Origin of the sequence: Ralstonia sp. 25mfcol4.1 (assembly GCF_900104095.1) — a bacterium.
GTDB lineage: Bacteria > Pseudomonadota > Gammaproteobacteria > Burkholderiales > Burkholderiaceae > Cupriavidus.
In genome coordinates this window covers 58763-73507 of record NZ_FNJO01000010.1, presented here as the reverse complement: position 1 = coordinate 73507, position 14745 = coordinate 58763, and the positions used below count along the sequence as shown (strand labels likewise).

Here is a 14745-nt window from a genome sequence, read left to right as displayed (position 1 = left end):
TTTGGCGTCGATATTTAGCGATTTCGGCAAGCGGCCCCGTTGCCGCCACCATGCGCGCGCCTACAGCCCGTCTGGCAGCAGGTCCCGCACCGCATCGCGCATCACGCGCGCCAGCAGCTGCTGGCGTTCGCGCGGCATGCGGGCCAGCGTGGTGGCCACGCTGATGCCGGCCACCGGTTCGCCATCGCGATCCGCCACGGCCATGCCCACCGCCAGCGCACCCCGCGTGGCGTGGTTGCCGATCACCGAATAACCGCGCTCGCGGGTGGCGCGGATCAGGATGCGCATGCGGTCCGGCGTCATGCCACCGTACTGCACCAGGGCGTCGGCATTGTTTGCGATCACGTCGTCCACGGCGCCGTCGGGCAACGCCGACAGCAGCGCCAGACCGGCGGCGCCCACTCCTAGGGGCTGTCGCGTGCCTACCTGGATCACCAGCACCTGCACCGGATGCGTACCGACATGGCGCGCGATACAGCGCGACAACGCCCCGTCGCGGACGATACCGAATGCTGCGTCGCCGCAGGCCTGGCTGATGCGGGCCAGCACCGGATTGAGGCGCCCGGCCAGGTCGGCGGACTCGCCGCGCTGCGGCAGCGCCTCCAGCGCGGGGCCCTTGACGTACCGGAAGCGCCCGCGCTGCATCACATAGCCGCATTCGATCAGCGTGGCCAGCAGGCGATAGACCGTCGGCCGCTCCAGCTCCGCGGCGCGGCATAGATCCACCACGCGCAGCCCGTCCTTGCCGCCGGCAAGGATGGCATCGAGCAGCGTCAGGCCGCGCCGCAACGCCCGTGCGCCCTCTTCGGCGGTCTGGGCCGGAACGTCCGCCTGGCGGACGTTTTGATTCGCAGTACGAGCACGCATGGGAAAGAATTCGCTGGCCGGGAAGCAGTCCGCAGTATGCCGCAGAAGCATCGGGACAGCGGGTGCCGGCCACGATATCCAATAACAGGAGACAGCCATCATGACCATCCGCAGCCGGGCGCGCAGGCGCCTTCTTCGCCACGTCGCCCTACTTCCCACCCTATTTCCCGCCCTGGTTGCCGCCGCCCTGGCGTGCGGTGCCACGCCCGCGCTGGCCGACGCCGCCGCCTTCCCGAGCCGCCCGGTGCGGCTGGTGGTCGGCTACGCCGCCGGCGGCGCCACGGACGTGCTGGCCCGGCTGGTGGCGCAGAAGATGGGCGAGGCGCTGGGCCAGCCGATGGTGGTGGAAAACCGCGCCGGCGCCAACAGCAACGTGGGCGCCGAGGTGGTGGCCAAGGCCGCGCCGGATGGCTACACGCTGTACGTCTACACCATCGCCAACACCATCAACGCCACGCTCTACGACAAGCTCAGCTACGACCCGGCCAAGGACTTCGAGCTGGTCGGCATGATCGCCCGCATTCCCAACGTACTGGTGGTCAATCCCGGTCTGCCGGTCAAGACCGTGGCCGACTACGTGAAGCTCGCCAGGACATCGCCAAATGGAGTGACGTTCGCGTCATCGGGGAGCGGATCGTCGATCCATCTGTCCGGCGAGATCTTCCGAGCCCGCAGCGGCGCCAACATGCTGCACGTGCCGTACAAAGGCAGCGCGCCGGCCGTGACCGACCTCATGGGCGGCCAGGTGCAGTCGATGTTCGACAACACCCCTTCGGCGCTGCCGCACGTGAAGTCCGGCAAGCTGCGCGCCATCGCGGTGACCAGCGCGCAGCGCATGCCGCTGCTGCCCGACGTGCCCACGGTGGCCGAATCCGGCTATCCGGGCTTCGACGTGCAGTCGTGGTTCGCCATCTCCGCTCCGGCCGGCACGCCGCGCCCCGTGGTGGACCGCCTCAACGCCGCGCTGAACAAAGCGCTCGGCAATGCCGACGTGCGCGAACGCATGCGCGACCTGGCGGCCACGCCCGAACCGGGCACGCCCGAACAATGCCGCACCTTCGCGATGTCCGAGATCAAACGCTGGCACGACGTGGTGCAGCAATCGGGCGCACGCGTCAACTAAGGAGTCCGACAGCATCATGTTTCCGATCGACCTGTTCTGGCGCGCCGCCGACCGCTGGCCCGACAACATCGCCATCGATGCCCCGGACGGCGCGCTGCGCTACCGTGAGCTGGCTGCGCAGGTGGCCGCGCTGGCCGCGCACTTCATCAAGCTCGACCCCGCGCCGCAGACCTGCGTGGGCATCTGCGCCGGCAACTCGGCCCAGCACATCGTGGCCCTTCTGGCCGTGCTGGCCAGCGGCAAGATCTGGGTGCCGCTGAATCCCAAGAGCACGCAGCCGGAACTGCGGCGCATCATCGATGCCACCGAGCCCGGCATCATCGTGCTCGATGCCGCGTGCGAAGCCTTGCTCGACGGCGCGCCGGGCGTGCGCATCTACACCGATCACGCGCCGGGCCGGGGCCTGACGCTGGCCTCGGCCATCGTGCAGCACGCCGACGCCGCGCGCCCTGTGCTGGATCTGGACCGCGATGCCACCCAGGCCATCAAGTTCACCGGCGGCACCACCGGCGCGCCAAAGGGGGTGATGCAGCCGTATCGCGCGTGGCTGGCCAATATCGTCAACCAGATCCACGCGTGGGGCTTCACCGAGGCGGACCGCTACGTGATGGCCGCGCCGATCACGCACGGCACGTCCACCTACGTAATGCCGATCCTGGCCCAGGGCGGCTGCCACGTGATCATGGAAGGCAGCGGCGCCGAAGCGGTACGCGCCTGCTTCCGCGACCGGCGCGGCACGGTCTGCTTCATGCCGCCCACGCTGATCTACATGCTGATGGCGCTGCCGGGCACCACGCGCGCCGATTACCCCGCCCTGCGCCGGCTGATCTATGGCGGCGCGCCGATGCCGCCGGAAAAGATCCGCCAGGCGCGCGATTTCTTCGGTCCCGTGGTGGCCACCACCTACGGCCAGACCGAGGCGCCGCAGCTGCTGACCGTGATCGGCCCCGACGATTTCGACGACGAGCGGAACCTCGCCTCCGTGGGCCGCACGACCTGGTTCAGCGACGTGGCGATCATGGCCCCCGACGGCCGCCTGCTGCCCGCCGGCGAAGTGGGCGAAGTGGTGGCGCGTGGCGACCTCGTCATGACCGGCTACTGGAAGCGTCCCGACCTGACCGCCGCCACAATCATCGACGGCTGGCTGCATACCGGAGACCGGGGCCTGATCGACGCGCGCGGGTTCCTGTACCTGAAGGACCGCCTGCGCGACGTGGTCATCACAGGCGGATTCAACGTCTACCCGATCGACGTGGAAAACGCCCTGGGCCAGCATCCTGCCGTGCATGAATGCGCCGTGTTCGGTGTGCCCGACGACAAATGGGGCGAGGCCGTCCACGCGGCCGTGCAACTGCGCGAAGGCTGCGAGGCCGCCGCCGCGGACCTGATCGCGTTCGTGCGCGAGCGGCTCGGGCCCGTGCAGACGCCCAAGCAGATTCATTTCCACGCCAGCCTGCCGCGCTCGACGGTGGGCAAGGTACTGAAGAACACCGTGCGCGACCATGCCCTGGCCGCACAGCCATCCGGAGACCAAGCATGCGCCAACAAGACAAGCCGGTGACCCGCCTCTGCAGCCATACGCTGACCAGCCTTCACTATGGCGACGCCAATCTCGTGGAAGACCTGCTCGGCAAGACCACGTTCACCGAGGTGATGCTGATGCAGATCCTGGGCCGCACGCCCCGGCCGGTGGACATCCGCATCGCTGACATGGTGCTGGTCGTGCTGATGGAGCACGGCCTGACGCCCAGCGCAATTGCCACGCGCCTGATCTACATGAGCGCCCCCGAGAACCTGCAGGGCGCGGTGTCGGCCGGGCTGCTGGCCGTGGGCAGTTCGTTCGTCGGCACCATGGAAAACTGCTCGGCGCTGCTGGACCGCATCCTGGCCGCGCAGGACCCGGACGCCGAGGCGCTGGCCATTGCCAGCGACTGCAAGGCGCGCAAGGCGCCCGTGCCCGGCTTTGGCCACCATCTGCACAAGCCGGTAGACCCGCGCGCCTACAAGCTGCTGGAACTGGGTGAAGCCGAAGCGGATCTGGACGGGGCGCATATCGGCGCGCTGAAGCGGCTGTCCACCGCCGTGGACGAGGTTTATGGCCGCGCGATCACGATCAATGCCACTGGCGCCGTGGCCGCCCTGTTGGGCGAAATCGGCGTACCGACGGCCGTGATGCGCGGCTTTGCGGTGATTTCCCGCGCGGCCGGCCTGGTGGCCCACATCGTCGAAGAACAGCAGAGCCCGTCGGGCCGCTATATCTGGGATGTGGTCGAGGACGCGATTCCCTACGTGGGCAACGCACCGCACGGCGATCACGCCTGAGCAGGCGACGCCGGCGCCTGCCCGGCGTCGGACGTGGCCACCTGTGTGGCGGCGCGCCGGAATGGTGGTCGATGGCGGCCGGACCGGCCAGTGTGTCTGGCGGTCAGTGCAGGTCCGGGTCGGCATAGGCGGCGCTTGTGCTGACCGATGCGTGACCCAGCTGGTGTTGCACGGCCTTGCGGCCAATCCCTCGCGCCAGCGCGTGGGCGCCGGCCGTGTGCCGCAGCCAGTGCGCGCTGGCCTTGGCAAACCGGGTAGCCGCGGTGGGATCTTCGTCCGCCAGCGCTTGACCCGCGCGCGTGAAACACCGCTTCCAGATCGCCGCTACCTGTGCGACGGATAACGGCGTGTCATCGCCTTCGCCCAGTACGCGGCCAATCAGCGGCGTGTCGGCCGGCAACCGTTCGACGTCGCGCCCCAGCCCGCGCGCTTCGGTGTGATCGCGCAAGGCATCGACAACCGTCTCGGGCAGGTCGTTCGTGCGAGGCCGATTGCCCGGCACGTGCAGCCGCCAGCCATCGGATTGCGACAGATGCGCCACCGTCAACTGCGCCTGCTCCGATACGCGCAGGCCCGTGGCATGGACCAGCCGCAGCATGAACTGCAGGCGTACCGTGCGCGGATCGTCGGCGGGCAGCCCGCCCACGTACCGCTTCAGATGCTGCCATTGGGTGCGGCTGAGGCTGCGCTCCGCCTGGATGCGCGGCGCAGCGGCCGCGGCGGGCGGTACCGCCGATGCAAACGGGTTGTCGAGCAGCTGGCCCTGCCGGGTCAGCCACGCACAGAGCGTCTTCAGGATCCGGCTCGCATGACCAATGCTTGACGGCGACAGCGAGCCTTCGAACGGCCGCCAGTCAGGACCATTACGCGGCGAGCCACGCCGGCCCACCCATAGCGCGGCCGGTTGCGGGTCGGACAGGAACGCCAGGTAGGCTTCGCAGTCGTCAGCGTCCAGTGTGGCGAGAGACTTGCCCCGCACGAAAATGGCCCAGAGCAGCAGGCGCTCGGCCTGCGTGCGGTAAGCGCGCCACGTGTGACCGCCTTCCGGGCCGTACTCTTCGAGCCAGGTCTGGATGGCCTGAACATCGGCCTGCGCCGGCGCGTGCCGCAGTGATTCCAGCGGGACCAGCACCGGGGATTCGGCATGCCGCGTGTCGGGCATACCCGCGCGGTGCGGCGCCATCGCGTGTGTCTCCAGCCATGCCTCGATCTCGCGCGCGGTGGCTTCGCCGATGCCGTGGGCGTGGCGATGCCAGCGACGCGGATCGGCGGCGATGGCTGCCGCAAGCGACGCCAGTGTGGTCCAGCCCGTCTGCGCGAGCCGGTCGGCGATGGCGGGCGTGAACCACCCGGCCACGGCATCGCCCGCCAATGGGCGCACCAGCAGCAGTGGCTGCAGCGCATCCAGCGCCCGCAGCAGCTTGCGCTGGCGCGTCTGGCGCGCCGAGGCGCTCTCGGCGGCCGGCGGCACGATCATCGCGAGCCAGGTCTTTTCCGTCAGGAGCGCCGCCTCGCCATCGGCGCGTGGGCGGGTGGCCAACCGTTTCACGCCGCGAGCCAGCTCGGTTTCGATCCACGCGACCGTGCTGCGTGCCTGCCGCAGGTCCAGCCCCGGCGTCAGATAGCGCGCGGCCAGCCGGCCCAGGTCGAGACCCTGCAGGTAGCCACGGTAGTAGGCAAAGTGCTGCGGCCCGAGCAGGCGCGCCGGGGCGACAGGCGGGCGCTGGCGCCGGCGAATGGCCTGCCCGGCGCGGGGTACGGCGGAAGACAAGGGATGACAGCGGGGGAACCGCAAACGGCAAAGGGCGCGATGATACCCGATGGGCGATGCGGCACCCTGCTCCCCTTGCGGGAGGGGGCGCAAACCGTCAGCTCGCCGCGACCGCTGCCGGCAGCCGCACGCGCACGCCTAGCCCGCCCAGCGGCGAGGTGGCCAGTTCGAAGCGGCCGCCGTACAGCGCGCAGACATCGCGCACGATGGCCAGCCCCAGCCCGCTGCCTTCGGCCGACTCGTCGAGCCGCGCGTACGGTTGCACGGCCCGCGTCATGGCGGAAGCCGGCATGCCGGGGCCATCGTCGTCGATGCGGATTTCCAGCTCGGCCGCCTGCGTCACCATGTCGACGCGGATTCTGGTCTGAGCCCACTGCCACGCGTTGTCCAGCAGGTTGCCGAGCATTTCGACCAGATCCTGGCGGTCGCCGGCGAAGCTGGCCTGGCCTTCGATATCGACGGCGATGGGCTTGTCGGCGTGCAGGCGGCTCAGCGCGCGCACCAGTTCGTCCACGGCGGGCCGCACCGCCACCGCGCCCCCGGCCGCACCGCCCGCCCCGGCCGCCCGGGCACGCGCCAGGTGGCGGTCCACCTGCTGACGCATGGCGTCCACCTGCTGCGACACGCGCTGCGACGCGGGCGCGGGCAACGTCGCCGCGTCATTGGCCAGGATGGCCAGCGGCGTCTTGACCGCATGCGCCAGGTCTGCCGCCTGCCGGCGCGACCGTTCCACGGCCTCGTGATTGCGCCGTAGCAGCAGGTGGATCTCGTCGACCAGCGGCTGTACCTCGGCGGGCCAGGCGCCTTGCAGCGTCGGCTCCTGGCCCGCGTGCAGGCGCGCCACCGCCGCACGCAGCCGGGACAACGGCGCCAGCCCGAAGCGGATCTGCGCCCATACCGCGCCCAGAATGCCCAGGCCCAGCACGCCCAGCGACAGCCACAGCAAATGGCGGAACGACCGCTTGGCCTGCCGCAGCTCGGTGCGGTCCAGTGCCACGGTGATGTCGACCGGGGTATCGGCGCCGGTCAGTTGCAGGCGGCGCGCCTTGACCAGCAGCGACTGGCCGCGCGGGCCGACGCGGATATCGGCGTCGCCCTCGCCCACGCGGCGCGCCACGGCCGCGGGGATATCGACATCCCAGAGCGAACGCGAACGCAGCGTCTGGCTGCCCGAGGACGCCTGCCAGTAGGCGCCGGCATACGGCAGTTCGAAGCGCGGATCGGCGGGCTGGCGCGTCAGTTCCAGCTTGCCGTCGGTGCGCCATTCCAGCGCGGCCGCCAGGCTGGTCAGGTCGCGGTCCAGTTCGGCAATATAGGTGCGGTCGACGTGCCGGCCGAACAGCGTATCCAGCAGCCAGCCGGTGGTGCACAGCGTGCCGGCGATCCACAGCGTGGCGATACCCAGCAGGCGCCGGGCGATCGAGGCGCGCTTCATGCGCTGCTGGCCGGGGGCCGCATGCGGTAGCCCAGGCCCCGCACGGTCTCGATGACGTCGACACCGAGCTTGCGGCGCAGCCGCCCCACGAAGACCTCGATGGTATTGCTGTCGCGGTCGAAGTCCTGGGCGTAGATGTGCTCGGTCAGCGTGGTCTTGCTGACGATGGCGCCCTGGTGGTGCATCAGGTAGTCGAGCACCTTGAACTCGTGGGAAGTCAACGTGACCGGATTGCCGTTGACGCTGACCTGTCCGCTGCCCGGCGCCAGCAGCACGGGGCCGCACGCCAGCGTGGGCGACGTGCGGCCGGCCGAGCGGCGGATCAGGGCGCGGATGCGGGCCAGCAGTTCCTCGGTGCGGAACGGCTTGGTCAGGTAGTCGTCGGCGCCCGCGTCGATGCCCTCCACCTTTTCTACCCAGCTGTCGCGCGCGGTCAGGATCAGCACTGGCACGTCGTTGCCGGCCTGGCGCCAACGCTTGAGGACTGTCAGGCCGTCGAGCCGTGGCAGGCCCAGGTCTAGCACGACCGTGTCATAGGGATGTTCGGTGCCCAGGTGCTCGGCGTCGATGCCGTCGGCGGCATGGTCCACCGCATAGCCGGCCTGGGCCAGCGCCTGCGCAAGCTGGGCGGCCAGTGTGCTTTCGTCTTCGACTAGCAGGATGCGCATGGCGGTCAGGGCTTGCGGGCGCGGTCGAGATCATGTCCCTTGGCCTTGAGCAGCCTGGCGTCGCGGGCGTCATATTCGAGCTTGGCGACGGTGCCGGTGGGCAGCAGCAGCTTCACTTCGTATTGCCAGATGCCGTCGTCGCGATCCAGCTTCACGTCGATCACGTCACCGGCATACTGGCGCGAGACGGTGTCGAGGATGCGGGCCAGCGGCAGGATCTCGCCGGAGCGCAGGGCCGCGCGGGCCCGGTCGGCGTCGGTATCGGCCTGGGCCACGCCGGCACTGCCCGCCGCGCCCAGCACGGCCAGCAGGATCAACATGCGGCAGGCGCCGCGCAGACGTGTGGCGGCACGGAAGGCGGGCAAGCCCGCGACGGCGGATGTGGGTGGGGGCGAGGCAGTCATCGGCGGCATTCTCGGCCGGGCAAGCTGAACGGCGCCTGAACAGTATGCTCAGGTGCCATTCAGGTACCACGGCGCATGATGCCCTCAAGATTCCCACAACCCCGGCACCATGTCACGTTCCCGCACACTCCCGTCCCCGCGTTACCCCACCCTGCGCAGCCTTGGCGCGGGCCTGGCCCAGTTGGCACCGCTGGCGGTGGCCATGGCGGGCGCGGGCCTGCCCTTCTGGCTCCAGACGCTGGGCCACTAGGCGGCACCGGCGCTGATCGGCCTCAGGAGCCGACCGTCACGAACACCGGGTTCGAATAGAACCACAGGTCGTTGTAGTTGCGCGCGTTGATTGCGTTGAAGCGCGCATTGTCTTCCGTCACCGTGATCTTCTGGTCCGGCAACGGATTGCCGTTGGACGTTTCGCCGGCCACATTCATGCCAAGGTTCGTGCCGCGCAGGCGGAAATACTGGTTCTTGGCGGCCTTGTAGGTATAGCTCACCGTGTTGTAGCCGTCCTTGTCCACCTTCCAGTCGGCCGACGTGAACGTGGCGATCACCTTCGTCGAGTCGTTGGTGTCCTTGCCGTAGCCCGGCGTGCCGGCCGCGGCGCGCGGCGTGACATCGCCGGCGATCAGGTCGATATGGTCCACCACCGGGCGCATGTTGACGTTGACGCCGCCATTGACCGGATACTGGTAGTTGTTGCGGTCCGGGCTCTTGAAGCGGATGGTCACGGTTACCGTCTCGCCGGCACGGGCCTTGAGTTCGCCGCCCATTTCGCCCTTGCCGTCAGCGCTGGCGATGTTGAAGTCCAGCGCGTTGATCAGGTCGCCGAAGACCGAGAACATCCTGCCCGAGCGCACACCTTCCAGCACGCCCTTGATGCCGGTGTTCCTGTTCTCGATCCAGACATAGGTCTTGGCGTACTCGCCCGGAAAATAGCCCGAACTGTTGGCGCCGATGGTCTTGAAGTGGTGGTCGGAGTCGCCCACGTTCCAGAAGCGGCGGCCGTCGCCCAGCAGGGCGTCCCAGATGCCGCCGACCTGCGCCACCACGTAGTCCACGCCGCCATAGACGCGGTTCTTGAGGTTGGCATCGACATAGGCGGTGGTGTAGCCGCCGCGGTCCGGTTCCATCTGGTTGCCGACCATGCCCTCCACGCCGAACACGATGTTCGGGGCGGTGTCGTTGAACTCGCGGTAGTCGGCGGCCGTGTACTTGCCGCTATTGCGCGACGGGTGGTTGATCAGCGCGTAGCTGGTGTCGGGAAAGTTGTCACGCAGCCAGGCCACGGCGCGCACGGCGTCGGCGTGCGTGGTGTAGCCCTTGGTGCCCGCGGCGTTCCAGTTGGCCACGTCCACGGCGTCGAACTGGGCCGCCGGGCGGTCGGTAAAGTAATACTCGAACTGGTTCGCGGCCTTGGTGGCGGTTGCCAGCGGCGCGCCCGCGAAGATTCCCACGTTCATGTGGTCGTGGGTCGGCATGTCCCATTCGAACGCCGAGAAGATCAGCTTGCTGGTGTAGCTGCCATTGACCTGGAGCTGGCGCACGGCCGGGATCTCGTAGTCGGCCATCGCCTTCGAGAAAGGCAGCGGGCCGCCCACGATGGCGGTGCCGTTCTGGTCGCGCGTGGACACGCGCAGATGGTTCGTGATGGCCGTCCAGTCCAGGTTGTTGGTGATCATGGCCTGGTCCAGCACATCGACGAGCTTGTTTTGCGCATCGTCGGATTCGATCGTGTGCACGTGCAGGTCGCCGGTGGTCCACCTGCCGGTGACTTCGGCCTGCGGCTTTTCAGGCGCGGGGGGCGTGGTAGTGGCGGGCGGTGTGGTGCCATTGTTGCTGCCGGTGCCGCTGGTATTGTCGCCGCCGTTGCAGCCATAGAACGCAAAAGCGACGGTCAATGCCGCCGCCAGGCTGATTGCAGACTTCGTGTAATGCATGAAACTTCCCTGCTATCCTGTTGATATCTCGACCCAACTTGCCGCGCGCCTTCGGCCTTGAGGTCAAACGTCAACGGATCGGCGCGCCCAAAGGTCCAGCCGCACTGACTGGCTCATCTCTGTGCGCGATGATGACAACGTCACATGACGGGAAAGTGATGTTTTCGTGATAATTTGGCGGCTGGCGCCCGGAATCAGAACACCAGCGTGGCGGTGCCCATGACCGTGGCCGTGCTGTCGAGCCGGTTCTTGCTGGTCACCGTGGGCACCCAGCGCAGGCTGAATGACAGCGGCGCCTTGCCACCCAGCTTGGTGTCGTACGTGACGATCGGGCCGATCGTGAAATCGTGGCCGCGGAAGCCGTTCAGGCGGTCGGCCGTGGGGCCGGTATCGCTGCCAAGCTGCTGCACCGTGCCCATGACCAGCCCCGCCCCCCAATTGCCGAACTTCTTCACCCCCATCACGTCCAGCGTGAGCAGCGGCGCGTTCTGGTAGTCGGTGGCCGTATTGCGCGTGTAGAACTGGAAGGCCGCCACGGCGTTGAATTCGAGCCCGTACTGCGGCATCAGGTGCGTGAAGGCCACCTGTGGCACGAACGTCCAGTTGTTCAGGCTGGGATTGGCCAGCGCGTTCTTGTCGTACTGGCCGGTGGGCGCCCAGACGTTGAAGCTCAACGCCATATGGGTGGTCTTCGAGAAGTGGTAGCCGGCAATCAGCGGGCTGAAATACATGTCATAGAGGTTCGACGCGCGGTCGGAGGCGCCGCGCGAGAACGTACTGCCGCCGGGGCCGGTGAACACGGCACTGGTATGCACTGTCGTCCAGACGTACGGCAGCGTGAAGCTCGACGCGAAATTCCAGGCACCGGGTCCGGTGTCCCAGACCTTCATGATCGTGGCCAGCGTGAACGCGATCTTGGCGTCGATGCCCGCCGTGGTCCGCCCGCCAATCGGCACCTCGCGGCCGCTGCTGATCGAGCCATCCATATAAAGCTGCTGCAGGTTGGCAATCCACACCGGCTGGTCAGGAATCACCGCCACGTTCGCCGACACGCTAGTGCCCGCCACCGGCCGGCCGAGCGCGCCTTCGGTAGCATGCCCGGCCACAGGCGACAGCAGACTCCCCACGGTCATGACACCGAGGACGGCCGAACGTGCGCGATTCATGGAGTCTCCTTGCGGGCGATGGGCGCTGCGGTACGGAAAAGGTACTGAATCGTCTCAGATTCCCGCCCAACTGGAATTCAGTTTTCTCGGCGAGTGAATTCAATGTTTTTTTGAATCGTGGCGTCGCCTTGAAATCCGGTCCGTCATGGTTTTCGTATTGACCGCAGATAACGGAATAACAGGCAGGTGCGATGGAATCCGGCGCGGGATTTTATTCCCGCTTCCTTCGTTCCTGCCATCGTTATCGAACTGGAGTTCACCATGCTGCGACGCCATGAATTCCCGCACACCGACGCTGGCGACGCCGGTCTGCGACTGTCGTCTTGGTACGGATATCGATCGCATGGTTGCCGGCTGCGAATGGGCGAATCGCCCGCGACGCCGTTCAGACCGCGCCGCGCGTCTCCACATACAGCGCATACACCGAATGGCTGCTGGCCATGTACAGGCGATTGCGCTTCGGGCCACCGAAGCACAGGTTCGGGCAACGCTCGGGCAGGTGAATATGGCCGATGGCCTTGCCCTGGGCGTTGAATACGCGTACGCCGTCAAGCTTTGACGGATCCGCGCCCGGTGCGCCGCTGCTGCCCCAGCCAGCCCAGATATTGCCGTCCACGTCCACCTTGAATCCATCGAGCGCGCCCGGTCCATTGGCGTCGATCAGCCTGGTCTTGTTGCCAGGCTGGCCGTCGGCGCCCACGTCGTAGGCCCACATCACGCGATATGGCTGGGCGCGCGATTCGATCACGTAGAGCTTCTTCTCGTCTGGCGAAAATGCGAGCCCGTTCGGACCATTCAGGTCGGCAATGACCTGCGTCACGCTGTTGTCCTTCGGATCGATCCGATAGACCGCGTGCGGCAGTTCCGAGGCTGCCTTGTCGCCTTCCCAGTCGCCGGCGATGCCAAACGGCGGGTCGGTGAACCACAGCGAACCGTCCGACTTGCAGACGATATCGTTCGGCGAGTTGAAACGCTTGCCCTGGTAACGGTCGGCAAGCACCGTGATCGACCCATCGTACTCGGTGCGGGTGACACGCCGCGTCAGGTGCTCGCAGCTGACGAGGCGGCCCTGCCGGTCGCGGCAATGGCCGTTGGTGAAGTTGGCCGGCGAGCGAAACACGCTCCACTGGTTCGAGGTTTCGTCGAACTTGATGATGCGGTTGTTCGGGATATCGGAGAACAGCAGATAGCGGCCGTCGGCAAAGTAGACCGGACCTTCCACCCAGCGGAATCCGGTGGCCACCTGCTCCACGGTCGAACTGAACAGCCGGTACTTGCCGAAACTCGGGTCGAGGATCTCGACCGCCGGGTCCGGGTAGCGTTGCGCGGCCTTGAATTCGAAGGCCTGGGCCAGCGCCTGACCGCTGGCGGCTGCAGCGCCGAGCGCAGCGCCGGCCTTGAGCCAGTGACGACGATGGGCATCCACGCCCGCCTTTTTCTTCTCCATGTTGTCTCCTCGTCGGATTGTGGGGTCCGGACGGACCTTTTATAGTTGTCCGACATCCTATGAGAAAAATCGCCGCTCAGCAAGCACTTGTATGATGACATCCATTTCGGATGTGCCTTGCCCACATCGCCATCACGGGAAAGGTTCGGTGCTATGGTCTGGGTGTGCGCGTCCGGGACAGGACGCCTGACATGCCTTCTCAACTCTCCTGAAGTACGCCCGAATCATGGCAAGCGCAATCCTCCTCGAAAACATCCACGCCAGCGGGCAGCAACTACTGGGCCGCCACCATATCGACGTCGCCACCCAGAGCAAGGCGCTGGCGGGCGACCCGCTGCTGGCCGCCGTACGCGACCACGACCTGCTGGGCATCCGCTCGGCCACGCACCTGACCGCCGATCACTTTGCCAACACCGGGCGCCTGCTGAGTGTGGGCTGCTTCTGCATCGGCACGTCGCAGGTCGACCTGGACGCCGCAGCCCATGCCGGCATTCCGGTGTTCAACGCGCCGTTCTCCAATACGCGTTCGGTGGCGGAACTGGTGATCGGCCAGACCATCATGCTGATGCGCCGCGTGCCCGAGAAAAGCCGCGCCGCGCACCAGGGCGAGTGGCAGAAGTCGGCAAAGGGATCGTTCGAGATACGCGGCAAGACCATCGCGGTGATCGGCTACGGCAATATCGGTGCGCAGGTGGGCATCCTGGCCGAAGCCATGGGCATGCGCGTGGTGTTCTACGACATCCGCCCTCGCCTGTCGATTGGCGGCGCGGTGCCGATGCATTCGCTGGAAGACGCCCTGGGCGCTGCCGACGTGGTAACGCTGCACGTCCCTGCCACGCCCCAGACCCGCAACCTGCTCAATGCCAAGGCGTTGGCCGCGATGCGACCGGGCAGCATCTTGCTCAACGCTTCGCGCGGTACCGTCGTCGATATCGAGGCACTGGCGAAACTGCTGGACGATGGCCACATCGCCGGGGCGGCCATCGACGTGTTCCCGGAAGAGCCGCGCAGCAACGCCGACCGGTTCGTGACCCCGCTGCAGGGTAAGCCAAACGTGATCCTGACGCCGCACGTGGGCGGCAGCACGGAGGAAGCGCAGGAGAATATCGGCGTGGAAGTGGCCACCAAGCTGGCCAACTTCCTGGAAACGGGCGCCACAATCGGCGCGGTGAATCTGCCGCAGATCCAGCCCAATCCGCTGGATTCGCCGGCGCGGGTACTGAACATTCACTACAACCGTCCCGGCACGCTGTCCCATCTGAACCAGGCGCTGGCCGAAATCGGCGCCAACATCGAGGCCCAGCAATTGCAGACCGAAGGCGACATCGGCTACGTGATTACCGATATCAGCCTGGTGCCGCCGGCCGGCTGGGCCGAAACGCTGATGGCGCACGACGCGTTTATCCGCTCGCGCGTGATCGAAAACCGCTAGGCGATATCCGTTTCCCCGCGAGCCCGCATGCAGCGACCGCATGCGGGCGATGAAATCGGTGGATAAGCCTGGCACCCCCGCCGTTTCCCGATAGCCGCCGCCCGGCGGCATTGTCATACTGCGCGAACAACCTCGCAGACCGGACCTGCACGATCCGGCAGACAATCAGGAGACAA

Annotated in this window: 13 protein-coding genes; 5 read left to right on the top strand and 8 right to left on the bottom strand. The window is 67.3% G+C overall.

The features are described from left to right. Nucleotides 1-60: 60 nt before the first annotated feature. Nucleotides 61-867, bottom strand: a complete 807-nt coding sequence (locus BLQ58_RS18240) for an IclR family transcriptional regulator (protein ID WP_092601161.1) — start codon at nt 865-867, stop codon at nt 61-63. A gap of 100 nt (nt 868-967) precedes the next feature. Here BLQ58_RS18240 and BLQ58_RS18235 point away from each other — a divergent pair, with 100 nt between their 5' ends. The 3 genes from BLQ58_RS18235 to BLQ58_RS18225 are packed head-to-tail and all read left to right on the top strand — an operon-like array spanning nt 968 to nt 4312. Further along, entirely contained in the window at nt 968-1990 is a 1023-nt protein-coding gene (locus BLQ58_RS18235; protein WP_092600862.1) for a Bug family tripartite tricarboxylate transporter substrate binding protein, read from the top strand. 16 nt (nt 1991-2006) lie between these two features. Beyond that, nucleotides 2007-3551 carry a class I adenylate-forming enzyme family protein gene (locus tag BLQ58_RS18230; RefSeq protein WP_092600860.1) on the top strand — a complete coding sequence of 515 codons (1545 nt, stop codon included), beginning with the start codon at nt 2007-2009 and terminating at the stop codon, nt 3549-3551. Further along, nucleotides 3527-4312, top strand: a complete 786-nt coding sequence (locus tag BLQ58_RS18225; RefSeq protein WP_092600858.1) for a citryl-CoA lyase — start codon at nt 3527-3529, stop codon at nt 4310-4312. Before BLQ58_RS18230 ends, BLQ58_RS18225 begins: the two co-directional genes overlap by 25 nt. A gap of 103 nt (nt 4313-4415) precedes the next feature. Here the strand turns inward: BLQ58_RS18225 and BLQ58_RS18220 are convergent, their stop codons facing one another. The 4 genes from BLQ58_RS18220 to BLQ58_RS18205 form a co-directional block, all read right to left on the bottom strand. Beyond that, a complete protein-coding gene (locus BLQ58_RS18220; protein WP_254776013.1) occupies nt 4416-6083 on the bottom strand; it encodes a tyrosine-type recombinase/integrase in 1668 nt (555 codons plus the stop codon). A gap of 97 nt (nt 6084-6180) precedes the next feature. Continuing rightward, on the bottom strand, nt 6181-7518 hold the full coding sequence (locus tag BLQ58_RS18215) for a sensor histidine kinase (RefSeq protein ID WP_092600856.1): 1338 nt from the start codon (nt 7516-7518) through the stop codon (nt 6181-6183). Then, nucleotides 7515-8186: a response regulator transcription factor gene (locus BLQ58_RS18210; protein ID WP_092600854.1), complete on the bottom strand. Its 672-nt coding sequence runs from the start codon at nt 8184-8186 to the stop codon at nt 7515-7517. The genes BLQ58_RS18215 and BLQ58_RS18210 overlap by 4 nt, the downstream gene beginning before the upstream one ends. 5 nt (nt 8187-8191) lie before the next feature. Next, nucleotides 8192-8506: a PepSY domain-containing protein gene (locus BLQ58_RS18205; protein WP_343655426.1), complete on the bottom strand. Its 315-nt coding sequence runs from the start codon at nt 8504-8506 to the stop codon at nt 8192-8194. A 193-nt stretch (nt 8507-8699) separates the two neighbouring features. Between BLQ58_RS18205 and BLQ58_RS29190 the strand changes: the two genes are divergently transcribed. Further along, a complete protein-coding gene (locus BLQ58_RS29190) occupies nt 8700-8840 on the top strand; it encodes a hypothetical protein (protein ID WP_175459946.1) in 141 nt (46 codons plus the stop codon). A gap of 22 nt (nt 8841-8862) precedes the next feature. Here the strand turns inward: BLQ58_RS29190 and BLQ58_RS18200 are convergent, their stop codons facing one another. The 3 genes from BLQ58_RS18200 to BLQ58_RS18190 form a co-directional block, all read right to left on the bottom strand. After that, the gene (locus tag BLQ58_RS18200; protein ID WP_254776012.1) at nt 8863-10524 is read right to left on the bottom strand and encodes an S-layer protein; all 1662 of its coding nucleotides are present in this window, start codon (nt 10522-10524) and stop codon (nt 8863-8865) included. A 194-nt stretch (nt 10525-10718) separates the two neighbouring features. Next, a complete protein-coding gene (locus BLQ58_RS18195; protein WP_092600852.1) occupies nt 10719-11690 on the bottom strand; it encodes a SphA family protein in 972 nt (323 codons plus the stop codon). A 385-nt stretch (nt 11691-12075) separates the two neighbouring features. Next, nucleotides 12076-13137: an SMP-30/gluconolactonase/LRE family protein gene (locus BLQ58_RS18190; protein ID WP_175459945.1), complete on the bottom strand. Its 1062-nt coding sequence runs from the start codon at nt 13135-13137 to the stop codon at nt 12076-12078. A gap of 226 nt (nt 13138-13363) precedes the next feature. On the opposite strand from BLQ58_RS18190, the gene serA reads away from it, so the two are divergent. Further along, a complete protein-coding gene (gene serA / locus BLQ58_RS18185; protein ID WP_092600850.1) occupies nt 13364-14569 on the top strand; it encodes a phosphoglycerate dehydrogenase in 1206 nt (401 codons plus the stop codon). Nucleotides 14570-14745: the final 176 nt, after the last annotated feature.